Origin of the sequence: Streptomyces sp. NPDC052020 (genome assembly GCF_040680575.1) — a bacterium.
Classification (GTDB): domain Bacteria; phylum Actinomycetota; class Actinomycetes; order Streptomycetales; family Streptomycetaceae; genus Streptomyces.
In genome coordinates, this window is the sequence record NZ_JBFAWY010000003.1 from 80842 (window position 1) to 106947 (window position 26106).

23 protein-coding genes are annotated in these 26106 nt (G+C 71.8%); 16 read left to right on the forward strand and 7 right to left on the reverse strand.

Translation table 11 applies throughout. The features are described from left to right. Nucleotides 1–53 precede the first annotated feature (53 nt). Nucleotides 54–842 (forward strand): phosphatase, encoded by a 789-nt coding sequence (locus AB0L74_RS03660; protein ID WP_365645188.1) that lies wholly within the window; start codon nt 54–56, stop codon nt 840–842. Nucleotides 843–891: 49 nt separating this feature from the next. Here AB0L74_RS03660 and AB0L74_RS03665 read toward each other — a convergent pair whose 3' ends face one another. From AB0L74_RS03665 to AB0L74_RS03685, 5 genes are all read right to left on the reverse strand, one after another. Beyond that, nucleotides 892–1887, reverse strand: a complete 996-nt coding sequence (locus AB0L74_RS03665; RefSeq protein ID WP_365645190.1) for a cation diffusion facilitator family transporter — start codon at nt 1885–1887, stop codon at nt 892–894. A 5-nt stretch (nt 1888–1892) separates the two neighbouring features. Further along, complete coding sequence (locus AB0L74_RS03670; RefSeq protein ID WP_365645192.1) at nt 1893–2774, reverse strand: acyl-CoA thioesterase II; 882 nt, start codon at nt 2772–2774, stop codon at nt 1893–1895. 10 nt (nt 2775–2784) lie between these two features. Continuing rightward, on the reverse strand, nt 2785–3942 hold the full coding sequence (locus AB0L74_RS03675) for an acyl-CoA dehydrogenase family protein (RefSeq protein WP_365645194.1): 1158 nt from the start codon (nt 3940–3942) through the stop codon (nt 2785–2787). Nucleotides 3943–4086: 144 nt separating this feature from the next. Beyond that, complete coding sequence (locus AB0L74_RS03680) at nt 4087–4671, reverse strand: Uma2 family endonuclease (RefSeq protein ID WP_365645540.1); 585 nt, start codon at nt 4669–4671, stop codon at nt 4087–4089. Nucleotides 4672–4733: 62 nt separating this feature from the next. Next, entirely contained in the window at nt 4734–5327 is a 594-nt protein-coding gene (locus AB0L74_RS03685; protein WP_365645196.1) for a TetR/AcrR family transcriptional regulator, read from the reverse strand. Nucleotides 5328–5422: 95 nt separating this feature from the next. Between AB0L74_RS03685 and AB0L74_RS03690 the strand changes: the two genes are divergently transcribed. From AB0L74_RS03690 to AB0L74_RS03735, 10 genes are all read left to right on the forward strand, one after another. Further along, a complete protein-coding gene (locus tag AB0L74_RS03690) occupies nt 5423–7039 on the forward strand; it encodes a carboxyl transferase domain-containing protein (protein ID WP_365645198.1) in 1617 nt (538 codons plus the stop codon). Nucleotides 7040–7056: 17 nt separating this feature from the next. Beyond that, a complete protein-coding gene (locus AB0L74_RS03695) occupies nt 7057–8982 on the forward strand; it encodes a biotin carboxylase N-terminal domain-containing protein (RefSeq protein WP_365645200.1) in 1926 nt (641 codons plus the stop codon). Then, nucleotides 8972–9946, forward strand: a complete 975-nt coding sequence (locus tag AB0L74_RS03700) for a hydroxymethylglutaryl-CoA lyase (RefSeq protein WP_365645202.1) — start codon at nt 8972–8974, stop codon at nt 9944–9946. Before AB0L74_RS03695 ends, AB0L74_RS03700 begins: the two co-directional genes overlap by 11 nt. A 4-nt stretch (nt 9947–9950) precedes the next feature. After that, nucleotides 9951–11111: an acyl-CoA dehydrogenase family protein gene (locus AB0L74_RS03705; protein ID WP_365645204.1), complete on the forward strand. Its 1161-nt coding sequence runs from the start codon at nt 9951–9953 to the stop codon at nt 11109–11111. Nucleotides 11112–11290: 179 nt separating this feature from the next. Then, a complete protein-coding gene (locus AB0L74_RS03710) occupies nt 11291–12337 on the forward strand; it encodes an ABC transporter substrate-binding protein (protein WP_365645206.1) in 1047 nt (348 codons plus the stop codon). A gap of 32 nt (nt 12338–12369) precedes the next feature. Continuing rightward, nucleotides 12370–13242, forward strand: a complete 873-nt coding sequence (locus tag AB0L74_RS03715; RefSeq protein ID WP_365645208.1) for a siderophore-interacting protein — start codon at nt 12370–12372, stop codon at nt 13240–13242. 214 nt (nt 13243–13456) lie between these two features. Then, nucleotides 13457–14899 (forward strand): lysine decarboxylase DesA, encoded by a 1443-nt coding sequence (desA, locus tag AB0L74_RS03720; RefSeq protein WP_365645210.1) that lies wholly within the window; start codon nt 13457–13459, stop codon nt 14897–14899. Next, the gene (locus AB0L74_RS03725) at nt 14883–16160 is read left to right on the forward strand and encodes a lysine N(6)-hydroxylase/L-ornithine N(5)-oxygenase family protein (protein WP_365645212.1); all 1278 of its coding nucleotides are present in this window, start codon (nt 14883–14885) and stop codon (nt 16158–16160) included. The genes desA and AB0L74_RS03725 overlap by 17 nt, the downstream gene beginning before the upstream one ends. Then, the gene (locus AB0L74_RS03730; protein ID WP_365645214.1) at nt 16157–16702 is read left to right on the forward strand and encodes a GNAT family N-acetyltransferase; all 546 of its coding nucleotides are present in this window, start codon (nt 16157–16159) and stop codon (nt 16700–16702) included. Before AB0L74_RS03725 ends, AB0L74_RS03730 begins: the two co-directional genes overlap by 4 nt. Next, the gene (locus tag AB0L74_RS03735; RefSeq protein WP_365645216.1) at nt 16699–18468 is read left to right on the forward strand and encodes an IucA/IucC family siderophore biosynthesis protein; all 1770 of its coding nucleotides are present in this window, start codon (nt 16699–16701) and stop codon (nt 18466–18468) included. Before AB0L74_RS03730 ends, AB0L74_RS03735 begins: the two co-directional genes overlap by 4 nt. A 61-nt stretch (nt 18469–18529) precedes the next feature. Here the strand turns inward: AB0L74_RS03735 and AB0L74_RS03740 are convergent, their stop codons facing one another. Then, complete coding sequence (locus tag AB0L74_RS03740) at nt 18530–20104, reverse strand: beta-N-acetylhexosaminidase (RefSeq protein WP_365645218.1); 1575 nt, start codon at nt 20102–20104, stop codon at nt 18530–18532. 132 nt (nt 20105–20236) lie between these two features. Here AB0L74_RS03740 and AB0L74_RS03745 point away from each other — a divergent pair, with 132 nt between their 5' ends. From AB0L74_RS03745 to glmS, 3 genes are all read left to right on the forward strand, one after another. Further along, the gene (locus AB0L74_RS03745; protein WP_365645220.1) at nt 20237–21124 is read left to right on the forward strand and encodes a DUF4429 domain-containing protein; all 888 of its coding nucleotides are present in this window, start codon (nt 20237–20239) and stop codon (nt 21122–21124) included. Nucleotides 21125–21263: 139 nt separating this feature from the next. Then, nucleotides 21264–21521 carry a hypothetical protein gene (locus tag AB0L74_RS03750; protein ID WP_029382126.1) on the forward strand — a complete coding sequence of 86 codons (258 nt, stop codon included), beginning with the start codon at nt 21264–21266 and terminating at the stop codon, nt 21519–21521. Between the two features lie 13 nt (nt 21522–21534). Next, entirely contained in the window at nt 21535–23352 is a 1818-nt protein-coding gene (glmS, locus tag AB0L74_RS03755) for a glutamine--fructose-6-phosphate transaminase (isomerizing) (RefSeq protein WP_365645222.1), read from the forward strand. Between the two features lie 302 nt (nt 23353–23654). Here glmS and AB0L74_RS03760 read toward each other — a convergent pair whose 3' ends face one another. Continuing rightward, a complete protein-coding gene (locus tag AB0L74_RS03760; protein ID WP_365645224.1) occupies nt 23655–24182 on the reverse strand; it encodes a universal stress protein in 528 nt (175 codons plus the stop codon). A gap of 344 nt (nt 24183–24526) precedes the next feature. Between AB0L74_RS03760 and AB0L74_RS03765 the strand changes: the two genes are divergently transcribed. Next, complete coding sequence (locus AB0L74_RS03765; RefSeq protein ID WP_365645226.1) at nt 24527–24856, forward strand: hypothetical protein; 330 nt, start codon at nt 24527–24529, stop codon at nt 24854–24856. Between the two features lie 377 nt (nt 24857–25233). Next, a partial coding sequence (locus AB0L74_RS03770) for a DJ-1/PfpI family protein (protein WP_365645228.1) occupies nt 25234–26106 on the forward strand: 873 nt, incomplete at its 3' end.

Sequence of the window (26106 nt, forward strand, 5' to 3'; positions counted from 1 at the left end):
AGCGGGCGATACACCCGCAGACCGGCGGCGGCCCCTGCCCCACAATGGGAGCCATGCCGATACCCGGGACGCCCAGCCGCGCCGAACTCGTCGACCACCTCGTGAAGACCCGCATCGCGGGTGAGGTCGCCACCCCCCGCGAGAACAACCTCTCCCACTACCGGAAGCTGGCCAACGGCGACCGGAACTTCTGGCTCGGGCTGGAGCTCGGCGACCGCTGGACGGACGAACAGGACGTCCTCGCGGTGATGTCCGAGCGGGTCGGCGTCAGCGACGACCCCGACCACCGGTACGGACAGGACACCATCGACCCCGAGCTGACCGTCGCCGCGCTGGAGCGCATGGCCGGACGGCTGCGCAAGGCCGCCGACAGCGGGGAGCGCGTGCTGTTCGCGACCGGCCACCCCGGCGGGCTGCTCGACGTGCACCGCGCCACGGCCGCCGCGCTGCGCGCCGCCGGCTGCGAGATCGTCGTCATCCCCGAGGGGCTGGTGACGGACGAGGGGTACGTCATGCAGTTCGCGGACGTGGCGGTGCTGGAACACGGGGCCACGCTGTGGCACACCCACTCCGGGGAGCCGATGAAGGCGATCCTGACGGGCCTGGAGCGCGAGGGCCGCCCGCTGCCGGACCTCGTCGTCGCCGACCACGGCTGGGCCGGGTACGCCGGGCAGCACGGGGTGGACTCCGTCGGCTACGCCGACTGCAACGACCCGGCCCTCTTCCTCGCCGAGGCCGAAGGGACCCTCCAGGTGACGGTGCCGCTCGACGACCATGTGGTCAGCCCCCGGTACTACGACCCGATGACGGCGTACCTGCTGGCGGAGGCGGGGCTGAGCTGACGGGCCCGGCCCGGAGGCGGGCGGCGGCTCCGGTGCCGCCGGCCGCCCGTCACGGCCGGGGCCCGAGCCCCTCCGCCCGCCGCTGCGCGAACCCCGGCGTCGGGTCCAGGTAGACCCGGCGCACCGCCGGGACCGTCTCCCGCAGCCGCTGCTCGGCCTGTTCGCAGGCCCACTCGATCTGGGCCGCCGTCGACACGTCCCGGAAGTCGACCTTGGCGGCGACCAGCGCCTCGCGCGGCCCCTGCACCAGGGTCGTCAGTTCCACGACGGCCTCGATGTGCTCCACCGCCAGCAGCTCCGCCCGGATCCGCTCCCGCACGCCCCGGGGCAGCGGGCGCCCGATGAGGAACTCGGCGTTGGAGCGCCCGAGCACCCAGGCCACGTACAGCAGCAGCGCGCCGATGCACAGCGAGGCGGCGCCGTCCCAGACGCCGGATCCGGTGAGCTGCCCGCCGAGCAGGCCGCCCGCGGCGAGCACCAGCCCGGCCAGCGCGGCCGAGTCCTCCAGGACGACGGCCTTCACGGCGGTGTCGGGGGTGCGGCGCAGATAGCGCCCGAAGGGAACCTTGAAGCGGTGCGCCTCCCCGCGCGCCTGCCGCAGCCCGGTCCGCAGCGAGTAGCCCTCCAACAGGAAGGCGACGGCGAGGACGACGTACGACACCAGCGGGTCGCCGAGCTGCTCGCCCTCGACCAGGGTGTGGATGCCGTCGTAGAGGGAGAAGACGGCGCCGCCGACGAAGGTGGCGACGGCGGCGAGCAGCGCCCAGATGTAGCGCTCGGGGCCGTGGCCCAGGGGGTGGTCCTCGTCGGCGGGTTTCTCGCTGCGTTTGAGGGAGGCCAGCAGCAGCACCTCGGTGACGGTGTCGGCGACCGAGTGCGCGGCCTCCGACAGCATCGCGCTGGACCCGCTGATCACTCCGGCGACCGCCTTGGCCAGCGCGATGCCCAGATTGGCCAGGGCGGCGACGACCACCGTGAAGGCGCTCTCGCCGCCGGCCTGCCCGGGTGCCTCGTGTACCGCTTTCGCTGTTCCCGCTCGTGCCATGTCCCTCAGTGTTCCCGCGGGACGCGCACCACGCCTTCCTGGATCACCGTGATGGCCAGCCGTCCGTCCTGGGTGTAGATCCGCGCCTGGCCGAGGCCGCGTCCGCCGGACGCCGAGGGCGACTGCTGATCGTACAGCAGCCACTCGTCGGCGCGGAAGGGCCGGTGGAACCACATGGCGTGGTCCAGCGAGGCCCCGACGACGTCGCCGACGGCCCAGCCGCCCCGGCCGTGCGCGAGCAGCACCGAGTCCAGCAGGGTCATGTCGGAGACGTAGGTGGCGAGGGCGACGTGGAGCAGCGGCTCGTCGACGGCGCCCTCCAGCTTGCCGTCGGTGCGGAACCACACCTGCGAGCGCGGCTCGCGCGGCTCGCCGAACCGGCCGAACGGGGGGTCGTCGACGTAGCGCAGGTCCACCGCGGCCCGGGCCTCGACGAACCGCTCCACGATCCGCGGGGGCAGGTGCGCGTAGCCGCGCAGCCGTTCCTCGCCGGTGGGCAGCGTGGCCGGGTCCGGCGCGGGCGGCATCGGGGCCTGGTGGTCCAGGCCCTCCTCCTGCGTCTGGAAGGACGCCGACAGGCCGAAGACCGGCTTGCCGTGCTGCACGGCGACCACCCGGCGGGTGGTGAAGGAGCGGCCGTCGTGCAGCCGGTCGACGTGGTAGACGATCGGCGCGCCGGGGTCGCCGGGGCGCAGGAAGTACGCGTGCAGGGAGTGGGCGTGCCGGTCCGCGGGGACCGTGCGGCCCGCGGCGACCAGGGCCTGGGCCGCGACCTGCCCGCCGAAGACGCGCGGGACGACGGCGGACCGGGACCGGCCGCGGAAGATGTCCCGCTCGATCCGCTCCAGGTCGAGCAGATCGAGCAGGGACCGCAGTGCCTCGCTCATGTCCCGCGTCTTACAGGCCCATGTCCTTGGCGATGATCATCTTCATGACCTCGCTGGTGCCGCCGTAGATGCGGTTGACGCGGTTGTCGGCGTACAGGCGGGCGATCGGGTACTCGTTCATGTAGCCGTAGCCGCCGTGCAGCTGGAGGCAGCGGTCGATGACGCGGTGGGCGACCTCGGTGCAGAACAGCTTGGCGCTGGCGGCCTCGGCGGGGGTCAGCTCACCGGCGTCGAGCGCCTCCAGGGCACGGTCGGCGACCGCCTCGGCGGCGTCCACCTCGGCCTGGCAGGCGGCCAGCTCGAACTTGGTGTTCTGGAACGCGGCGACCGGCTTGCCGAAGACGGTGCGCTCCTGGACGTACTGCTTGGCGAACCGGACGGCGGCCTTGGCCTGCGCGTAGGCGCCGTAGGCGATGCCCCAGCGCTCGGAGGGCAGGTTGGCGCCGAGGTAGGAGAAGCCCTTGTTCTCCTCGCCCAGCAGGTCCTCGACGGGGACCTTGACGTCGACGAAGGCCAGCTCGGCGGTGTCGGAGGTGCGCAGGCCGAGCTTGTCGAGCTTGCGGCCGACGGAGTAGCCCTCGGACGTGGTGTCCACGGCGAACAGGGAGATGCCGTAGCGGCGGTCCTCGGCCGTGGGCGGGGCGGTGCGGGCGCAGACGATCACCTTGTCGGCCTGGACGCCGCCGGTGATGAAGGTCTTGGCGCCGTTGAGGACGTAGTGGGTGCCGTCCTCGGAGAGCCTGGCGGTGGACTTCATGCCCGCGAGGTCGGAGCCGGTGCCCGGCTCGGTCATCGCGATCGCCCACATCTCCTCGCCGGAGACGAACTTCGGCAGGTAGCGCTTCTTCTGCTCGTCGGTGGCGAGCATCTTGATGTAGGGCAGGGCGAGCAGGACGTGCACGCCGGAGCCGCCGAAGCTGACGCCCGCGCGGGCGGTCTCCTCGTACTGGATCGCCTCGAACTTGTGCGTGTCCAGGCCGGCGCCGCCGTACTCCTCGGGGACGTTGATGCCGAACAGGCCCAGCTCGGCGAGCTTGTAGTAGAACTCGCGCGGCGCCAGGCCGGCCTGGAACCACTCGTCGTAGACGGGTACGACCTCGGCCTCGATGAAGGCGCGAAGGGTCTCCCGGAACGCCTCGTGATCCTCGTTGAACACCGTACGGCGCACCGCGCCACCTCCGGACGTCTGTCTAAGCGCTTGCTCAGACCTCACCGTACCGGCGAGTACGGACAGGCGTCCAGAGCGGTGCCGCCGTAACGCTCGTCACTCCGAGGGGCATCCGGGCCCGCCCCCCCCCCCCCGCCCGGCCGTTCAGCCGACGCCGGCGTCCGTCCTGCGGTACCGGCGGAAGGCGCAGGTCTCCACCGTCCACGCGCCGAACGGCACCGAGTCCCCGAAGATGTACGGCTCCTTGCGGCTGTATCCGGCCTTGCACGGGTCGGAGTGCACCTCGATGGTGCCGGTACGGGGGTCGACGATCATGTAGTGGGGGATGCCCATGGCCGGGTAGTCGGCGAGCTTCTCGATGTAGTCGTTGTTGGGGTTGGAGGGGGAGACGACCTCGACGACCGCCAGCACCTGTGTCGCGTCGACGGCCAGGCCCTCCTCGTCGAGGACGGCCTCCGGGATGACGACCGCGTCGGGCAGCCGCATGCGGCCGATCGCGGGGTGCTCGATCTCGGGGCCGCTCGCGCAGATGTAGCCGGGGTGGGTGACGAGGAGCTGCCGGTCCAGCTGCTGGCAGACGCGGCGGATCGTGCCCTCGTGGCGCTTCGACGGGCACATCATGGCCAGTATCGGCCCGGACGGCCCGATCTCGACGCTCCAGGCCCCTTCCAGCCGCTCGGCGTAGGCCCCGAGTTCCTCGGCGATCGCGCGCATCTTCGCGTACTCCATGCCCATGGCCCCAGAGTACTGAGCGGAGGGCCCCCCGACGGGCTCGCCGGGGGGCGCTCGGCTCAGCCCCCCGCCGCCGCGAACGCCCCCCGTGCCATCCGGTGCAGCAGTTCCGCCGTCGCGGTCCGGCCGGGGAGGGAGCCGCGGCGGCCGAGGTGGGGGGTGGAGTTCAGCAGGCCGAAGACCGAGTGGACCGCCGAGCGGGCGGCCGGTTCGGTCAGGGCCGGGTACACCTCGCGCACCACCGCCACCCACAGTTCGACGTACTGCCGCTGCAACTGCCGCACCAGCTTGCGGTCGGCGTCCCGGAGGCGGTCCAGCTCGCGGTCGTGCAGGGTGATGAGCGGGCGGTCGTCGAGCGCGAAGTCGATGTGCCCCTCGATGAGCGAGTCGAGGACCGCCTCGGGGGCCGTCCGCCCGGCCTCCGCCAGGCGCCGCTTCGCACCCGTCAGGAGCTGATCGCTGATGCCGACCAGCAGCTCGGCGAGCATCGCGTCCTTGCCGGCGAAGTGCCGGTACAGACCGGGGCCGCTGATCCCCACCGCCGCGCCTATCTCGTCCACCCCGACCCCGTGGAAGCCGCGCTCGGCGAAGAGCCGGGCGGCCTCCTTCAGGATCTGCTCGCGGCGGGTGGGGGCGTCGGTTCTGGTGGCCATGGAGGCAATTCTAGACAGCGGGGTTAGCGGTCGTTAACCTGAGGAGATGCGTTAACGCTCATTAACTGGTGACCACTGGGTGAGGGGACCGCAGGATGCACGAGGCACCGGAGCTGACGAGCGCGGCCGATCCCGCGTCGGAGGCGTTTCGTGCCAACGAGGAGGCGCACCGCGCCCTCGTCGGGGAGTTGCGCGCCAAGCTCGCCGCGGCGCGGCTGGGCGGCGGCGAGAAGGCGCGGGCCCGGCACACCGCCCGGGGCAAGCTGCTGCCGCGCGACCGCGTGGACACGCTCCTGGACCCGGGCTCGCCCTTCCTGGAGCTGGCGCCGCTGGCGGCCGACGGGATGTACGACGGGCAGGCCCCGGCCGCCGGGGTCATCGCCGGGATCGGCCGGGTCGCGGGCCGCGAGTGCGTGATCGTCGCCAACGACGCCACCGTCAAGGGCGGGACGTACTACCCGATGACGGTGAAGAAGCATCTGCGCGCCCAGGAGGTGGCCCTGGACAACCGCCTGCCGTGCGTCTACCTGGTCGACTCCGGCGGCGCCTTCCTGCCGATGCAGGACGAGGTCTTCCCCGACCGGGACCACTTCGGGCGGATCTTCTACAACCAGGCCCGGATGTCGGGCGCGGGCATCCCGCAGATCGCGGCGGTGCTGGGGTCCTGCACGGCCGGCGGCGCGTACGTGCCCGCGATGAGCGACGAGGCCGTCATCGTCCGGAACCAGGGGACGATCTTCCTGGGCGGCCCCCCGCTGGTGAAGGCCGCCACCGGTGAGGTCGTCACCGCCGAGGAGCTCGGCGGCGGCGAGGTCCACGCGCGTGTGTCGGGGGTGACCGACCACCTCGCCGAGGACGACGCGCACGCCCTGCGCATCGTGCGGACCATCGTCTCCACTCTCCCCGCGCGCGGGCCGCTGGCCTGGGAGGTGACCGAGACGGCCGAGCCCAAGGCCGATCCGTACGGGCTCTACGGCGCCGTGCCGGTCGACCCCCGCACCCCCTACGACGTCCGCGAGATCATCGCCCGGGTGGCCGACGGCTCGCGGTTCGCGGAGTTCAAGGCCGAGTTCGGGCAGACCCTGGTCACCGGCTTCGCCCGGATCCACGGCCACCCGGTGGGGATCGTCGCCAACAACGGCATCCTGTTCGCCGAGTCCGCCCAGAAGGGCGCCCACTTCATCGAGCTGTGCGACCAGCGCGGGATCCCGCTGGTGTTCCTCCAGAACATCTCCGGGTTCATGGTCGGGCGCGACTACGAGGCCGGGGGCATCGCCAAGCACGGCGCCAAGATGGTCACGGCCGTGGCGTGCACGCGGGTGCCGAAGCTGACGGTCGTGGTGGGCGGCTCGTACGGGGCGGGCAACTACTCCATGTGCGGGCGGGCGTACTCCCCCCGCTTCCTGTGGATGTGGCCGAACGCCAAGATCTCGGTCATGGGCGGCGAGCAGGCCGCCTCCGTCCTCGCCACCGTCAAGCGGGACCAGGTCGAGGCCCGCGGGGAGGACTGGCCCGCCGAGGAGGAAGAGGCGTTCAAGGCGCCGATCCGCGCCCAGTACGACCGCCAGGGCAACGCCTACTACGCCACCGCGCGCCTGTGGGACGACGGCGTGATCGACCCGCTGGAGACCCGGCAGGTGCTCGGGCTGGCCCTGACCGCGTGCGCCCACGCGCCGCTGGGTGAACCCCAGTTCGGCGTCTTCCGGATGTGACAGGGGGACTGGATCCGATGTTCGACACCGTGCTCGTGGCCAACCGGGGCGAGATCGCCGTCCGGGTCGTCCGGACCCTGCGCGCGCTCGGCGTGCGCTCCGTGGCCGTCTTCTCCGACGCCGACGCCGGCGCCCGGCACGTCCGGGAGGCCGACACCGCCGTACGGATCGGCCCGGCGCCCGCGGCCGAGAGCTATCTGTGCGTGGAACGGCTGCTGGAGGCCGCCGCCCGCACCGGCGCCCAGGCCGTCCACCCCGGTTACGGCTTCCTGGCGGAGAACGCCGGCTTCGCGCGCGCCTGCGAGGCGGCGGGGCTGGTCTTCATCGGGCCTCCGGCCGAGGCGATCTCCCTGATGGGCGACAAGATCCGCGCCAAGGAGACGGTGCGGGAGGCCGGGGTGCCCGTGGTGCCCGGCGGACGCGATCCCGACCTGGCGCAGGCGGCCCGGGAGCTCGGGGCGCCGGTCCTGCTGAAGCCGAGCGCGGGCGGCGGCGGCAAGGGCATGCGCCTGGTGCGGGACCTGGACCGGCTGGAGGAGGAGATCGCCGCGGCCCGCCGCGAGGCCCGCGCCTCCTTCGGCGACGACACCCTGCTGGTCGAGCGGTGGATCGACCGGCCCCGGCACATCGAGATCCAGGTGCTGGCCGACGGCCACGGCAACGTGGTCCACCTCGGCGAGCGGGAGTGCTCCCTCCAGCGGCGGCACCAGAAGATCATCGAGGAGGCGCCCAGCGTGCTCCTGGACGAGGCGACCCGGGCCGCGATGGGCGAGGCGGCGGTCCAGGCGGCCCGCTCCTGCGGCTACCGGGGCGCGGGCACGGTGGAGTTCATCGTGCCGGGCGGCGATCCCTCGTCGTACTACTTCATGGAGATGAACACCCGCCTCCAGGTGGAGCACCCGGTCACCGAACTGGTCACGGGGCTGGACCTGGTGGAGTGGCAGCTGCGGGTCGCGGCGGGCGAGCCGCTGGCCTTCGGGCAGGACGGCATCACGCTCACCGGGCACGCCGTCGAGGCCCGCCTGTGCGCCGAGGACCCCTCCCGCGGCTTCCTGCCCTCCGGCGGCACGGTGCTCCGGCTGCGCGAGCCGCGGGGCGACGGGGTGCGCACCGACTCCGGGCTCAGCGAGGGCACGGAGGTCGGCAGCCTGTACGACCCGATGCTGTCCAAGGTGATCGCGTACGGCCCGGATCGCCCGACGGCCCTGCGCCGGCTGCGGGCGGCGCTGGCGGAGACGGTCACGCTGGGCGTGCAGACCAACGCCGGATTCCTGCGGCGGCTGCTGGCCCACCCGGCGGTCGTCGCCGGCGAGCTGGACACCGGGCTGGTCGAACGGGAGGTGGACGGGCTCGTCGCGGCCGGGGTGCCGCAGGAGGTGTACGAGGCGGCGGCGGCCGTCCGCCTGGACGCGCTGCGCCCGCGCGGGGACGGCTGGACGGACCCGTTCTCGGTGCCCAGCGGCTGGCGGCTGGGCGGCGAGCCGAAGCCCGTCGCCTTCCCCCTGCGCGCGGCCGGTGCCGACCCCGTGGTCCACACCCCGCGCGGCACCCACACCGTCACCGAGGAGGCGGTGTCGGTGGTCCTGGACGGCGTCCGCCACACCTTCCACCGGGCCGGCGACTGGCTGGGCCGCGACGGCGACGCCTGGCAGGTGCGCGACCACGACCCGGTCGCCGCCTCCCTCGGCCGGGCCGCCCACGCGGGCGCCGACTCGCTGACCGCGCCCATGCCGGGCACGGTGACGGTGGTGAAGGTCGCCGTCGGCGACGAGGTGAGCGCCGGACAGAGCCTGCTGGTCGTCGAGGCGATGAAGATGGAGCACGTCATCACCGCCCCGCACGCCGGCACGGTCACCGAACTCGACGTCACCCCCGGCACCACGGTCGCCATGGACCAGGTGCTGGCGGTCATCGCCCCCGAGGAGGCGGGCCATGACGACTGACGGTCTCCCCATGACCGTACCGGCGGCGGGTCTGCCCGCCCGGGTGCGCGTCCACGAGGTCGGCGCCCGCGACGGCCTGCAGAACGAGAAGGCGACCGTGCCCACCGAGGTGAAGGCGGAGTTCGTCCGCCGCCTCGCGGACGCGGGGCTGACCACGATCGAGGCGACCAGCTTCGTCCACCCTAAGTGGGTTCCCCAACTGGCCGACGCCGAGCGGCTGTACCCGCTGGTGGCCGATCTGCCGGTGGCGCTCCCGGTCCTCGTCCCCAACGCACGCGGCCTGGACCGGGCGCTCGGGCTCGGCGCCCGGCGGGTGGCCGTCTTCGCCAGCGCCACGGAGTCCTTCGCCAAGGCCAATCTGAACCGCACGGTGGACGAGGCGCTCGCCATGTTCGAGCCGGTGGTGGCGCGGGCGAAGGCGGAGGGCGTGCACGTCCGCGGCTATCTCTCGATGTGCTTCGGCGACCCCTGGGAGGGCCCGGTCCCGCTCCCCCAGGTCGTCCGGGTCTGCCGCGCCCTGCTCGACCAGGGCTGCGACGAGCTGAGCCTGGGCGACACGATCGGGGTGGCCACCCCGGGCCATGTCACCGCGCTGCTGGCGGCACTGGGCGATGCCGGCGTCCCGGTGAGCGCCCTGGGCGTGCACTTCCACGACACCTACGGCCAGGCGCTGGCCAACACCCTCGCCGCGCTCCAGCACGGCGTCACGACCGTCGACGCATCGGCGGGCGGCCTGGGCGGCTGCCCGTACGCCAAGTCGGCCACCGGCAACCTCGCCACCGAGGACCTGGTGTGGATGCTGCGGGGCCTCGGCATCGACACCGGGGTCGACCTCGGCCGTCTCGTCGCCACGAGCGTGTGGATGGCCGAGCGGCTGGGCCGGCCCAGCCCGTCCCGCACCGTGCGCGCCCTGGCGGCCACCGCCGCCTCCCCCGCCTCCCCGGCCTCCCACAAGGAGCAGTGAACCGATGGACCACAAGCTCTCCCCCGAACTGGAAGAACTCCGCCGCACGGTGGAGGAGTTCGCGCACGAGGTCGTGGCACCGAAGATAGGCGACTACTACGAGCGGCACGAGTTCCCCTACGAGATCGTCCGGGAGATGGGCCGCATGGGCCTGTTCGGGCTGCCGTTCCCGGAGGAGTACGGCGGCATGGGCGGCGACTACCTGGCGCTCGGCATCGCGCTGGAGGAACTGGCCCGGGTCGACTCCTCGGTGGCCATCACCCTGGAGGCGGGCGTCTCGCTCGGCGCGATGCCGCTCCACCTGTTCGGCACCGAGGAGCAGAAGCGCACCTGGCTGCCGCGGCTGTGCGCCGGCGAGATGCTCGGCGCGTTCGGGCTGACCGAGCCGGACGGCGGCTCGGACGCGGGCGCGACGCGGACCACGGCACGGCTGGACGAGAAGACGGACGAGTGGGTGATCAACGGCACCAAGTGCTTCATCACCAACTCCGGCACGGACATCACGGGCCTGGTGACGGTCACGGCGGTCACCGGCCGCTCACCGGACGGCAAGCCCCGTATCTCGGCCATCATCGTCCCGTCCGGCACGCCGGGCTTCACGGTGGCGCCGCCGTACTCGAAGGTCGGCTGGAACGCCTCCGACACCCGCGAGCTCTCCTTCGACGACGTCCGCGTCCCGGCGAGGAACCTGCTGGGCGAAGAGGGCCGCGGCTACGCCCAGTTCCTGCGCATCCTCGACGAGGGCCGCGTCGCCATCGCCGCGCTGGCCACGGGCCTGGCACAGGGCTGTGTGGACGAGTCGGTCAGGTACGCGAGGGAACGTCACGCCTTCGGCCGCCCGATCGGGGCGAACCAGGCGATCCAGTTCAAGATCGCCGACATGGAGATGAAGGCGTACACGGCCCGGCTTGCCTGGCGCGACGCGGCGTCCCGGCTGGTGGCGGGCGAGCCCTTCAAGAAACAGGCGGCGCTGGCCAAGCTCCACTCCTCCACGGTCGCCGTGGACAACGCCCGCGACGCCACCCAGATCCACGGCGGTTACGGCTTCATGAACGAGTATCCGGTCGCCCGCATGTGGCGCGACTCGAAGATCCTGGAGATCGGCGAGGGGACGAGCGAGGTCCAGCGGATGCTGATCGCGCGGGAGTTGGGGCTGGCGGGCTGAGGGCCGCCCGCCTTCGGCGCGTACCCGGCGGCTGCCGCGAGGGCCTCGCGGCGGCCGCCGCGCGCCCTGTTCGGCCGGCGCGGTGTGACCCCCGCCCTCTGGACAAGATCTGAGGTTAGGCTAACCTACCTTCGAATTGTCCGGCGGATGCTCCGCCCCGTTCGAAAGCAGTCACGCCCATGTCCAATGCCAGAGCTACCCACCTCACCCGCCGTGGAATCCTGGCCGCCGGCGGCGCCCTCGGTCTCGGTGCCGTGCTGGCCGCCTGCGGAGACGACGACGCGAACAGCGGTGGCTCGGGCAAGGAGACGGCTGCCGCGCAGTCCGGCCCCTGGTCCTTCAAGGACGACCGCGGCCAGACCGCCAAGGCCGGCAAGGTCCCCTCGAACATCGTCGCGTTCATCGGTGCCGCCGCGGCGCTGCACGACTACGGCGTCCAGGTGAAGGGCGTCTTCGGGCCGACCCGAACCAAGGACGGCAAGCCCGACGTGCAGGCCGGCGACCTGGACATCACCAAGGTGACCAGCCTCGGCAACGAGTGGGGCCAGTTCAACATCGAGAAGTACGCCTCGCTCGCCCCCGACCTGCTGGTCACCACCACCTTCGACGACGCGGGCACCCTCTGGTACGTGCCGGAGGAGTCGAAGGACAAGATCGCCGCGGTCGGCGCCCCGAGCGTCGCCGTCTCCGTCTACGACCGCCAGCTCACCCAGCCGCTCCAGCGCATGCTGGAGCTGGCCAGGACGCTGGGCGCCGACGTGACCTCCAAGAAGATCACCGACGCCAAGAAGCGGTTCGAGGACGCCTCCGCCCGGCTGCGCGCCGCCGCCAAGGCCAAGCCGGACATCAAGGTCATGGCCGGCTCCGCCAGCCAGGACCTGTTCTACGTCTCCGGCACCAACCTCTCCATCGACCTGGAGTACTTCAAGGCGCTCGGCGTGAACTTCGTCGAGCCGCCGGAGGAGGTCAAGGCCGAGGGCGGCTGGTACGAGAGCCTGAGCTGGGAGAACGTCGACAAGTACGGCGCCGACATCATCATGATGGACGACCGCTCCTCGGCCATCCAGCCCGCCGACATCGGCGAGGGCACCTGGAAGAAGCTGCCCGCGGTCAAGGCCGGCCAGGTCATCTCCCGCTCGCCCGAGCCGATCCTGTCGTACGACAAGTGTGTGCCGATGGTCGAGAACCTCGCCAAGGCCATCGAGAACGCCAAGAAGGTCAGCTGATCCCCCGTCCGTCCTGATCGTCAGGAGGCACCGTGACCACCGCCGTAGCCGCCGCGTTCCGTTTCTTCTCCCTCCAGGTCGTACGGACGAGGCGGCTCGGCCCGTCCCTGGTCCGTGTCACCTTCACCGGGCCCGATCTGCACGCCTTCCACTCCGACGGGCGCGACCAGTCGCTGTCGCTGTTCCTGCCGCACCCCGGCCAGAGCGAGCCGGCCGTCCCCGTCGAGCTGGGCGACGGCTGGTGGCAGGGCTGGCGCGAGCTCCCGGACGACGTGCGGGCGGTGATGCGGTCCTACACGCTGCGGGCGCTGCGCCGGGACGCCGACGGACACACGGCCGAGATCGACATCGACTTCGTGCTGCACGGTGTCGAGCCGGGGGCGGCCGTCGAGGCGGGCCCCGCCTCCCGCTGGGCCGCCCGCGCCGCCGCCGGCGACAAGGTGCTGCTGATCGGCCCCGCGGTCGCCGACAACCGGGCCATCCGCTTCCGTCCGCCCGCCGACACCGACCTCGTGGTGATCTGGGCCGACGAGACCGCCCTGCCGGCCGCCTCGGCGATCCTGGAGTCGCTGCCGGCCGGCACCCGCGCCCGGGTCTGGCTGGAGGTGCCGCACGCCGGTGACGTGCACGAGCCGGTGACCGCCGCGGACGCCGAGGTGACCTGGCTGGTGCGCGACGCGCGCGAGCGCCCCGCCGACGGCTCCCCTCTGGCCCTCGACGCCCTGCGCGAGGCCGACCTGTCCGGCGCCGAGCGGCCGTACGCGTGGATCGCGGGCGAGTCCGGCTGCGTGAAGCAGGTGCGCCGGCACTTCGTCGGCGAGCGCGGCGTCGACCGGCGCCGGGTGACCTTCGTCGGGTACTGGCGCCGGGGCCTGACGGAGGAGCAGCTGCGCGAGCAGGAGTGACCCCGGTCCGCCGCGACCCCGCCGCCGTGCCCGCATCCGCGGGGCGCGGCGGAACCCGCCTGCCTTGAAGCCCGCTTGAGGCTGCCTCGACGTGACGGCAGTCCCACCCGTGACGCCCTTGCCCCCTCATAATTAGGTTAGGCTAACCTAAGTTGAAATCAGGGCCCTGGCCCTGTCCCGTCCCTCACGGACCGTCCCACCGGAGGACTCCCACATGCGTTCGCACCTGCTCAACGACACCACCGCGGAGCGCTACCGCCGCTCCGTGACCGAAGGAGTCGAGCGGGTGGCCGCGAAACTCGCCACCACCGACCGTCCGTTCACCGGCGTCACCGTCGACGCCCTCTCGCCGCGCATCGACGCGATCGACCTGGACCGGCCGCTGCACGACACCACCGCGGTCCTCGACGAACTGGAGGACGTCTACCTCCGGGACGCGATCTACTTCCACCACCCCCGCTACCTGGCCCACCTCAACTGCCCGGTCGTCATCCCGGCCGTGCTCGGCGAGGCCGTGCTGTCCGCCGTCAACTCCTCCCTGGACACCTGGGACCAGTCGGCCGGCGGCACCCTCATCGAGCGCAAGCTGATCGACTGGACCGCCGGGCGCATCGGCCTCGGCCCGGCCGCGGACGGCGTGTTCACCTCCGGAGGCACCCAGTCCAACCTCCAGGCGCTGCTGCTCGCCCGCGAGGAGGCCAAGAGCGACGACCTCGGCAAGCTGCGCATCCTCGCCTCCGAGGTCAGCCACTTCAGCGTGAAGAAGTCCGCCAAACTGCTCGGCCTCGGCCAGGACTCCGTGATCGCGGTCCCCGTCGACCACGACAAGCGCATGCAGACCGTCGCCCTCGCCCGCGAGCTGGAGCGCTGCGCCGCCGACGGCCTCGTCCCCATGGCCGTCGTCGCCACCGCCGGCACCACCGACTTCGGCTCCATCGACCCGCTCCCCGAGATCGCCGAGCTGTGCGCCCAGTACGGCGTGTGGATGCACGTCGACGCCGCCTACGGCTGCGGACTGCTGGCCTCCCTGAAGTACCGGGACCGCCTGGCCGGCATCGAGCGCGCCGACTCGGTCACCGTCGACTACCACAAGTCCTTCTTCCAGCCGGTGAGTTCCTCCGCCGTGCTGGTACGCGACGCAGCCACGCTGCGCCACGCCACGTACCACGCCGAGTACCTCAACCCGCGCCGTATGGTGCAGGAACGTATCCCCAACCAGGTGGACAAGTCCCTCCAGACCACCCGCCGCTTCGACGCGCTCAAGCTGTGGATGACGCTGCGCGTGATGGGCGCCGACGGCATCGGGCAGTTGTTCGACGAGGTGTGCGACCTCGCGGCCGAGGGCTGGAAGCTCCTCGCCGCCGACCCGCGCTTCGACGTCGTCGTCGAGCCGTCGCTGTCCACCCTGGTCTTCCGCTACGTCCCGGCGGCCGTCACCGACCCCGCCGAGATCGACCGCGCCAACCTCTACGCCCGCAAGGCCCTGTTCGCCTCCGGCGACGCGGTGGTCGCGGGCACCAAGGTGGCCGGCCGCCACTACCTGAAGTTCACCCTGCTCAATCCCGAGACGAAGGCGTCCGACATCGCCGCCGTCCTGGACCTGATCGCCGGCCACGCCGAGCAGTACCTGGGAGAGTCCCTTGACCGCGCGTCCTGAAGCCCCGGAAACCCCTTACGACTTCGTGGGGGTCGGACTGGGCCCCTTCAACCTCGGCCTGGCCTGCCTGACCGAGCCCATCGCCGAGCTGAACGGCGTCTTCCTGGAGTCCAAGCCGGACTTCGAGTGGCACGCCGGCATGTTCCTGGACGGCGCCCACCTCCAGACCCCGTTCATGTCGGACCTCGTCACCCTCGCCGACCCGACCTCCCCCTACTCCTTTCTCAACTACCTGAAGGAGAAGGGCCGGCTGTACTCGTTCTACATCCGCGAGAACTTCTACCCCCTGCGGGTCGAGTACGACGACTACTGCCGCTGGGCCGCGTCCAAGCTGAGCAGCATCCGCTTCTCCACGACGGTCACCGAGGTGACGTACGAGAACGAGCTGTACGTGGTGCGCACGACGGGCGGTGACACCTACCGCGCCCGCCGGCTCGTCCTCGGCACCGGCACCCCGCCGTACATCCCGGACGCCTGCCGCGGCCTGGCCGGCGACTTCATCCACAACTCCCGCTATGTGCACAGCCGGGCGGAGCTGACGAAGAAGAAGTCGATCACGCTGGTCGGCAGCGGCCAGTCCGCCGCCGAGATCTACTACGACCTGCTCGGCGAGATCGACGTCCACGGCTACGAGCTGAACTGGGTGACGCGCTCCCCGCGCTTCTTCCCCCTGGAGTACACCAAGCTCACGCTGGAGATGACCTCCCCGGAGTACATCGACTACTACCGGGCGCTGCCGGAGGCCACCCGCTACCGCCTCACCGCCGAGCAGAAGGGCCTGTTCAAGGGCATCGACGGCGACCTGATCAACGAGATCTTCGACCTGCTGTACCAGAAGAACCTCGGCGGCCCGGTCCCCACCCGCCTGCTCACCAACTCGGCGCTCACCGACGCCCGGTACCAGGACGGCACCTACACCCTCGCCTTCCGCCAGGAGGAGCAGGGCAAGGACTTCGAGCTGCGCTCCGACGGGCTGATCCTGGCCACCGGCTACCGCTACGTCGAGCCGGAGTTCCTCAAGCCGGTCCGGGACCGGCTGCGCTACGACGCCCAGGGCAACTTCGACGTCGCCCGCAACTACGCCATCGACGTCACCGGCCAGGGCGTCTTCCTCCAGAACGCCGGTGTCCACACCCACAGCATCACCTCGCCCGACCTGGGTATGGGCGCCTACCGCAACAGCTACATCATCCGTGAGCTGCTCGGCAGGGAGTACTACCCGGTCGAGAAGACCATCGCGTTCCAGGAGTTCGGCGTATGAGCACCACCACCGGCATCGGATCCCTCACCTTCCGCCCCCTCGACCCCACCCGGGACGCCGAGCTGCTCCACGGCTGGGTCACCCACCCCAAGGCCGCGTTCTGGATGATGCAGGACGCCCGGCTGGAGGATGTCGAGCGCGCGTACATGGAGATCGCCGCCGACGAGCACCACCACGCCTACCTGGGCCTGCACGACGGCGAGCCCGCCTTCCTGATGGAGAAGTACGACCCGGCCCAGCGCGAACTGGTCGGCCTGTACGAGCCGGAGCCGGGCGACGTCGGCATGCACTTCCTGGTCGCGCCGGCCGAGCGCCCGATCCACGGCTTCACCAGGGCCGTCATCACCGCCGTGATGGAGTTCCTGTTCGCCGACCCGGCGACCCGGCGCGTGGTCGTGGAGCCCGACGTGGCCAACAAGGCGGTGCACGCCCTGAACGCGGCCGTCGGCTTCGTGCCCGAACGGGAGATACAGAAGCCCGAGAAGAAGGCGCTGCTGAGCTTCTGCACGCGCGAGCAGTTCGAGAAGGCGGTGTCCGCGTGAGCCTCGCCGACGCCGTCGCCCACCTGACCCCCGAGCGCTGGGAGAAGGCCAACCGCCTGCTGATCCGCAAGGCGCTCGCCGAGTTCGCGCACGAGCGGCTCATCACCCCCGAGCCGGACGGGGAGGCGTACGTCGTCCGCAGCGACGACGGCCTCACCCGCTACCGGTTCACCGCCGTCCGCCGCGCCCTGGACCACTGGCAGGTGGACGCCGCCTCGATCACCCGCCACCGCGACGGGGCCGAGCTCCCGCTCGCCGCCCTGGACTTCTTCATCGAGCTGAAGGAGTCCCTGGAGCTGAGCGACGAGATCCTGCCGGTGTACCTGGAGGAGATCTCCTCCACCCTCTCCGGCACCTGCTACAAGCTGACCAAGCCGCGGGTGACCTCCGCCGAGCTGGCGCGCGCCGGTTTCCAGGCCGTCGAGACCGGCATGACCGAGGGCCACCCCTGCTTCGTCGCCAACAACGGGCGGCTCGGCTTCGGCATCCACGAGTACCTGTCGTACGCCCCCGAGACGGCGAGCCCGATCCGCCTGGTGTGGCTGGCCGCGCACCGCTCCCGGGCGGCGTTCACGGCCGGCGCCGGCATCGAGTACGAGTCCTTCGTCCGCCAGGAGCTGGGCGAGGAGACCGTGGAGCGCTTCCACGGCGTCCTCACCGGCCAGGGCCTGGACCCGGCCGACTACCTGCTCATCCCGGCCCACCCCTGGCAGTGGTGGAACAAGCTCTCCGTCACCTTCGCCGCCGAGGTCGCCCGCCGGCACCTCGTCCTGCTCGGCGAGGGCGACGACGAGTACCTGGCGCAGCAGTCCATCCGGACCTTCTTCAACACCACCCACCCCGAGAAGCACTACGTGAAGACGGCCCTGTCCGTCCTCAACATGGGCTTCATGCGCGGGCTGTCGGCCGCCTACATGGAGGCCACCCCGGCGATCAACGACTGGCTGGCCCAGCTGATCGAGGGCGACCCGGTGCTGAAGTCGACGGGCCTGTCCATCATCCGGGAGCGGGCGGCCGTCGGCTACCGGCACCTGGAGTACGAGCAGGCCACCGACCGCTACTCGCCCTACCGCAAGATGCTCGCCGCGCTGTGGCGGGAGAGCCCGGTGCCCTCCCTGCGGGACGGCGAGTCGCTGGCCACCATGGCCTCCCTGGTCCACGTCGACCACGAGGGGGCGTCCTTCGCGGGCGCGCTGATCGAGCGGTCCGGGCTGACGCCGAAGGAGTGGCTGCGGCACTATCTGCGGGCGTACTACACCCCGCTGCTGCACAGCTTCTACGCCTACGACCTGGTCTACATGCCCCACGGCGAGAACGTCATCCTGGTCCTGAAGGACGGCGTGGTGCAGCGGGCGGTCTACAAGGACATCGCCGAGGAGATCGCGGTCATGGACCCCGACGCGGTGCTGCCGCCGGAGGTGTCCCGGATCCGCGTCGAGGTGCCGGACGAGCAGAAGCTGCTCTCCATCTTCACGGACGTCTTCGACTGCTACTTCCGCTTCCTCGCCGCGAACCTCGCCACCGAGGGCATCCTCTCCGAGGACGGCTTCTGGGACACGGTCGCGGAGGTCACCCGCGCGTACCAGGAGTCGGTGCCGGAACTGGCCGACAAGTTCGCCCGGTACGACATGTTCGCCCCCGAGTTCGCGCTGTCCTGCCTCAACCGGCTCCAGCTGCGCGACAACAAGCAGATGGTCGACCTCGCGGACCCCTCCGGCGCGCTCCAGCTGGTGGGGACCCTGAAGAACCCCCTCGCCGGGCGGTAGGCCCCGCGCGGGCGGACGGGCACCCCGGACGTACGGTCCGCCGGGGTGCCCGTCCGGCTTCCTACCCTTGCGCCGGCCAGGGCACCTGGGGCGACCGGTAGAACCCGATGCCCAGCGCCTCCCAGCGCGGCCCCTGCGCCGCGAGCCGCTCCTTGTAGGCGTCCCAGTCGTGCGTGGACGCCGGGGACCAGCCCAGCTCGGCGATGCCCGGCAGCCGGGGGAAGGCCATGTAGTCGATGTGGGCGGAGTTGTCGACGGCCTCCGACCACAGCGGCGCCTCGACGCCCCGGACCGCGGAGGCGGGCGCGCCCGGCAGGTAGGCGCCCGGGTCCCAGTCGTAGGACCGCCGCACCTCGACGTAACCCGCCCAGGACAGGCCGAGCGGGGTGTCCTTGGTGTACTTCATATCCAGGTAGGACCGGTCGGCCGGGGACAGGATCAGCCCGGTGCCGTTCTGCGCGGCCTTGGCCACCTGCGCCTTCTCCGCGGCGCTGGTGCGGTCCAGGCCCCAGTACTGGGCGAGCGCCCCCTCGGCCGGGACGGCGCCGGTGAGCTGGTGCCAGCCGATGACGGTCTTGCCGTACTTGGCGACGACCGGCTGGACCCGCTCCATGAAGGCCACGTAGTCGGCGTGGCTGGTGGAGTGCGCCTCGTCGCCGCCGATGTGGAAGTACCGGCCCGGGGTGAGGGCGGCGACCTCGCGGACGACGTCGTCGACGAAGTCGTAGGTGATGTCCTTGCCGACGCACAGCGAGCTGAAGCCGACCTTGATGCCGGTGTAGAGCGGGGGCGCCACGCCGTCGCAGTTCAGCTCGGCGTAGGAGGCGAGGGCCGCGTTGGTGTGGCCCGGCATGTCGATCTCGGGCACGACCTCCAGGTGGCGCGAGCCCGCGTAACGCACGATCTCCTTGTACTGCTCCTTGGTGTAGTAGCCGCCGGGACCGCCGCCGACCTCGGTGGAACCGCCGTAGGCGGCCAGGCGCGGCCAGGAGTCGACGGCGATGCGCCAGCCCTGGTCGTCGCTCAGGTGCAGATGCAGTTTGTTGATCTTGTAGAGGGCGATCTGGTCGATGTACCGCTTGACCTCGTCGACGGTGAAGAAGTGCCGGGCGACGTCGAGCATGGCGCCGCGCCAGGCGTAGCGCGGGGTGTCCTCGATGGTGCCGCCCGCCACCAGCCAGGGGCCCGGCTGGACGGAGTCCTTCTCGACGGCGGGCGGCAGCAGCTGCCGCAGCGTCTGGACGCCGTGGAAGAGGCCGGCGGGCTCGCGGGCGGTGATGGTGACGCCCGAGCGGCGGCTGTCGAGGCGGTAGCCCTCGGCGCCGTGGGGGCCGTCGGCCAGGCGCAGCCGGATGCCTCCCTCGCCGCGCGAGGTGACGGGCAGCCGGTAACCGGTCGAGGGCCGCAGCACCTCCGCGAGGTACTCGCCGACCCGGCGGGCCTCGCGGGTGCCGTCGACGCGGATGTGGGTGCCGCGCGTGACGCGGTACGGGGATCCGCCCGGGTCGACCGAGGCGGGGGCCGGTATCACCCGGTCCAGGGGGACGGGGTCCGCGGCGTCCGGTGCCGCCGCGGCGCCGGAGGCGGTGAAGGTGCCGGCGGCCACCAGCAGCAGGGTGCCGAGCAGCCGGGTCATGCGGGGAGTCGTTCTGTGGTGCCGTGCGTGCCGTCTCACATGCGCTCCCTTCGGCTCAACTCCGGGGCCCCGCAAGGGATCCCCGGACGGGTATAGACCACTCTCCCGCACATCCGGTGAAACAATCACCCCATGGCGGAAATCATCCAGAAGGACGGCACGTGGGTCTTCGACGGCGACGCCCTGCGGCTGACTCCGGGACGGGACAAGAACGTCGGCCTGCTGCGCAGAACCCTGGGTGAACTCACGGTCCCGCTGCGGGCGTTGGCGGGGGTGTCGTTCGAGCAGGGGCGCAGGTCGGGGCGGTTGCGGCTGCGCCTGCGGGACGGCGCGGACCCGCTGCTGCACGCCACCGGCGGCCGGCTGGCCGAGCCGCACGACCCCTACGGGCTGACCGTGGAGCCCGACCGGTACGGCGTCGCCGAGTACCTCGTGGACGAGGTCCGCAACGCCCTGCTGCTGGAGCAGGTGCCGGCCGGCCCGCTGGACGAGTACCTGCTGCCGGGGCCGGCCGTGCCGGTGTCGGTGTCGGCCGGGGACGGCACCGCGAGCTTCGACGGCGAGCAGGTCCGCCTGGAGTGGAACTGGAAGACGGAGGACGCCAAGGCCGCCGCGGGCACCCGCACGCTGGCCCTGGCCGACATCGCCGCCGTGGAGTGGCAGCCGGCGGTCGGCCTGGAGAACGGGCAGCTGCGCTTCACCGTGCGCAACGCGCCGACCGAGGCACCGGCCAAGTACGACCCCAACGCCGTGGAGCTGTGGGGATTCAAGAAGGACCCGCTCATGGCACTGGTCGCCGCCGCCGTGCAGGCCCGGCTGCCGCACCCGGCCCGCCCGGCCGCCGAGCGCCCCGCGCCGTCACCCGCGGGCGCGCCCGCCGCCGAGCCCGCGCCGGCCCCGGAGGACGAACACGACGCGCTGCTGCGGCGGCTGCGCGAGCTGGGCGACCTGCACCGCGCCGGCGTCCTGACGGACGAGGAGTTCGCGCTGGCCAAGCAGGCGGTGCTCAAGCGGATGTGAACCGGCCGCCTCGACTTCGGAACGACATATCCCCGCAAAACACCCGTAAAGCCGTGTCCGACGCGCCCACCGGCCGAATCCTGCCCGAATTCGGGCAGGATTCTTGCGAAACCGTCGGCGGTACCCCAGGATCTACCGGGTGCACGACGAACTCGTTGATCATCTGACGCGGTCGACGCCCCTGAGCCGGGGCGAGGCGCTGCGTGTGATCCAGGACGTGCTCGCCTACTTCGACGAGACGACCGAGAGTTACGTCCGTCGCCGCCACCGCGAGCTCCAGGCCCAGGGCCTGGTGAACGCTGCGATCTTCGAGCGGATCGAGGCGGACCTGAAATACCGGGCGGTGGCACCGCCGGAGCTGTCGCTCCGCCAGCTGCGCCGCATCGTCTACGGCTGAGGAATACGTATCTATGTGCGGAATCGTCGGATACATCGGGAAGCGTGACGTCGCTCCCCTGCTGCTGGAGGGCCTTCAGCGGCTGGAGTACCGGGGCTACGACTCGGCGGGCATCGTCGTCACCTCCCCGAAGGCGGCCGGCCTGAAGATGGTCAAGGCCAAGGGCCGGGTCCGCGACCTGGAGGCCAAGGTCCCGGCGCGCTTCAAGGGCACCACCGGCATCGCCCACACCCGCTGGGCCACCCACGGCGCCCCCTCCGACGTCAACGCCCACCCGCACCTGGACGCCGAGGGCAAGGTCGCCGTCGTCCACAACGGCATCATCGACAACGCCTCCGACCTGCGGCGCAAGCTGGAGGCGGACGGCGTGGAGTTCCTCTCCGAGACCGACACCGAGGTCCTCGTCCACCTCATCGCCCGCTCGCAGGCCGAGAAGCTGGAGGACAAGGTCCGCGAGACGGTGCGCCTGATCGAGGGCACGTACGGCATCGCCGTGCTGCACGCCGACTTCCCGGACCGCATCGTCGTCGCCCGCAACGGCTCCCCGGTCGTCCTCGGCATCGGCGAGAAGGAGATGTTCGTCGCCTCCGACATCGCAGCCCTGGTCGCCCACACCCGCCAGATAGTCACCCTCGACGACGGCGAGATGGCCACCCTCAAGGCCGACGACTTCCGCACCTACACCACCGAGGGCACCCGCACCACCGCCGAGCCCACCACCGTGGAGTGGGAGGCCGCCTCCTACGACATGGGCGGCCACGACACCTACATGCACAAGGAGATCCACGAGCAGGCCGACGCCGTGGACCGCGTGCTGCGCGGCCGCATCGACGACCGGTTCTCCACCGTGCACCTGGGCGGCCTCAACCTGGACGCCCGCGAGGCGCGCCGGATCCGCCGGGTGAAGATCCTCGGCTGCGGCACCTCCTACCACGCGGGCATGATCGGCGCCCAGATGATCGAGGAGCTGGCCCGCATTCCCGCCGACGCCGAGCCGGCCTCGGAGTTCCGCTACCGCAACGCGGTCGTCGACCCCGACACCCTGTACGTCGCCGTCTCCCAGTCCGGCGAGACCTACGACGTGCTGGCGGCCGTGCAGGAGCTCAAGCGCAAGGGCGCCCGGGTGCTGGGCGTGGTCAACGTGGTCGGCTCCGCGATCGCCCGCGAGGCCGACGGCGGCATCTACGTCCACGCCGGGCCCGAGGTCTGCGTGGTGTCGACCAAGTGCTTCACCAACACCTGCGTCGCCTTCGCGCTGCTCGCCCTGCACCTGGGCCGGGTCCGCGACCTGTCCGTCCGGGACGGCAAGCGGATCATCGAGGGCCTGCGCCGGCTGCCCCAGCAGATCTCCGAGATCATGGAGCAGGAGGAAGAGGTCAGGAAGCTGGCCGAGCAGTTCGCCGAGGCCCGCTCGATGCTCTTCATCGGCCGGGTCCGCGGCTACCCGGTCGCCCGCGAAGCCTCCCTGAAGCTCAAGGAGGTCTCCTACATCCACGCCGAGGCGTACCCGGCCTCCGAGCTCAAGCACGGCCCGCTCGCGCTGATCGAGCCCGCGCTGCCGACCGTCGCGATCGTGCCGGACGACGACCTGCTGGAGAAGAACCGCGCGGCCATGGAGGAGATCAAGGCCCGCAGCGGCCGGATCCTCGCCGTCGCCCACCAGGAACAGGCCAAGGCCGACCACACCATCGTCGTGCCGAAGAACGAGGACGAGCTGGACCCGATCCTCATGGGCATCCCGCTCCAGCTCCTCGCCTACCACACGGCGCTGACGCTGGGCCGGGACATCGACAAGCCGCGCAACCTGGCCAAGTCGGTGACGGTGGAGTAGATCCCCGTATCCCGCCGGACCCGCGCGACCCCCTGTGCCATCCGCACAGGGGGTCGCTCCCTTGGGCGGGGCCGTCCCTGCCCCGGCCCGGGGGGTGCCGGCCGGTGGCCGTCACCCCCCGGCCGGCGGCGCGTGCGGGAAGGCCGCCTTCCCGTCGTGCGCGGTGGTGCATCGACCGGTATATGCCCGTCGCACAGGCGCGAACACACGAACGGAGGGGCGAATCGAACGTCCTCGCGCGGTAGTTGGCGTCCTCGGCGCGGGGGCGGGGAGCTCCAGAGGGCTCGGGGAGCCCGGGGAGCTCAGGGAATGACGACGACGGGCCGCTGTGCCCGCTTGGCGAGCCGGCCGGCGACGGAGCCGAAGATACGGCCCACGATCCCGTGCGTGGAGCCGACGACGATCGCGTCCGCCTCGTACTCCCGTCCCACCTCTTCGAGCTCGTGGCAGATGTCGCCGCCGCGCTCGACCAGGATCCACGGCACCTCGGTCAGGTAGTCGGCGCACGCCAGCTCCAGGCCCAGCACCTCGGTGCGGTGGTCCGGCACGTCCACGAAGACGGGGGGCTCGCAGCCCGCCCACACGGTGGTGGGCAGCCGGTTGGCCACGTGGACGATGATCAGGCCCGACCCCAGCCGCCGGGCCATGCCGATCGCGTAGGCGAGGGCGCGCTCGCTGGAGAGCGAGCCGTCGAAGCCGACGACCACGCCGTGCCTGAAGGCGGGATCGCACGCGTGGTGAAGCTCTTCCGCCGCCAGGGGGTCGGCCGCCGTAGGGTCGGCGACCGGCCGCTTGCGGTCCGCGGGTTCGAAGAATTCGTGACCGGCCATGGCTGTCTCGGCGTTGTGATCCTTTATGGGTGGGACATCCGTGTGCGGCGGAGCTGTGTCCGGGAATGGTCTTCCCGACCCCATACCCGCAAGGGTACGGCGGCACGCCTCCTTAGCCCAGATCCCGCGCACTCTCCGTGGCGGTTCCCCGGAGCATGCACGAGGGGACGCCCGTAACGCAATGGTTGCTGCGCTGTACAGGCGGTTTGCGGGGTATTTGATTCCCCCTGGGAGTGACGTCGCGGGGGTCGCGCGGAGACGGACAGTGACCGACGGATGCGGCGGCCGTTGATCCCCGTGGACCACCGCTGATCCCCGTGGACCACCCGCCCCAGGAGCCTCCCATGCCCCAGCCGCACGACCCCGCCGCGTCCCCCGAGACACCTCCCCGGCCGCGCCGCGCCGAGGCGCGGGGGCTCGACGGCATCACCGATCTGGTCCGCTGGGCCGCGTTCAGCTGCGTCCTCGTCCCCGTCGTGCTCCTGTGGTGCGGCACCTCCCTCGCGGGCGCCGCCGGCACGGCCCTCGGCCTGGCCGCCGTCACCGGCGCCTGCCGGGTGCTCCTGCGCCGGTCGGAACGGTGCGCGGGCGGCCCGCCCGCGGGGCACGGGGACACCGCGCCGGGGGCGCGCGGGGGCGGTCGGCGGGGCAAGGGGAGCGCACCGGTCGGCTGACCGGTTTCCGTGCACGCCCCCGCTTCTTTTCAGCCAACTTCTGCATGGTGCGCTTCCCTTGCCCGAACCACCCCCCAACCACCGTTCCACCTGCACAAAAAGGGTCTGGGCGGCCCCGCGCACCCTATGGGGATTGGCCACTGCCACAAGGCGCACTTCCCTGTGGCGCCCGCGAGTGCAACGCTTCGTGATCGAATGCTTCACGCCAAGTTGTCATGTCGACAATGTGCCGCGTACCGAACCGGCCACGTCGGCGTGACGGAACACAGTAGATTCGATCATGACCGTCTACGGCGGGGGACTCGTGCAGGACCGAGGGGAAACGTGCAGGAGCGACACAACCGAGGAGCCGCGACCACCGAGGGGGGCTTAGCAGGATGAGCCACGACTCCGCTGCCGCGCCGGACATCACGGCCCGGAAGCTGTCCGGGCGACGCCGCAAGGAGATCGTCGCGGTGCTGCTGTTCAGCGGCGGCCCCATCTTCGAGAGTTCCATACCGCTGTCGGTGTTCGGGGTTGACCGCCAGGACGCCGGCGTACCGCGCTACCGCCTGCTGGTGTGCGCGGGCGAGGAGGGCCCGCTGCGCACCACCGGGGGCCTGGAGCTGACCGCGCCACACGGCCTGGAGGCGATCTCCCGGGCCGGCACCGTGGTGGTACCCGCGTGGCGATCGATCACCTCGCCACCGCCCCAGGAGGCGCTCGAAGCCCTGCGCCGGGCCCATGAGGAGGGTGCCCGCATCGTCGGGCTGTGCACCGGTGCCTTCGTACTCGCCGCGGCGGGCCTGCTGGACGGCCGCCCCGCGACCACGCACTGGATGTACGCGCCCACGCTGGCCAAGCGCTACCCGTCCGTGCACGTCGACCCGCGCGAGCTCTTCGTCGACGACGGGGACGTGCTGACCTCGGCGGGCACGGCGGCCGGCATCGACCTGTGCCTCCACATCGTGCGCACCGACCACGGCAGCGAGGCGGCCGGCGCGCTGGCCCGGCGACTGGTGGTGCCGCCGCGCCGCAGCGGCGGCCAGGAGCGCTACCTCGACCGGTCTTTACCGGAGGAGATCGGCGCCGACCCGCTCGCCGAGGTCGTCGCCTGGGCGCTGGAGCACCTCCACGAGCAGTTCGACGTGGAGACGCTGGCGGCCCGCGCGTACATGAGCCGCCGTACGTTCGACCGCCGCTTCCGCTCGCTGACCGGCAGCGCGCCGCTGCAATGGCTGATCACCCAGCGGGTGCTCCAGGCGCAGCGG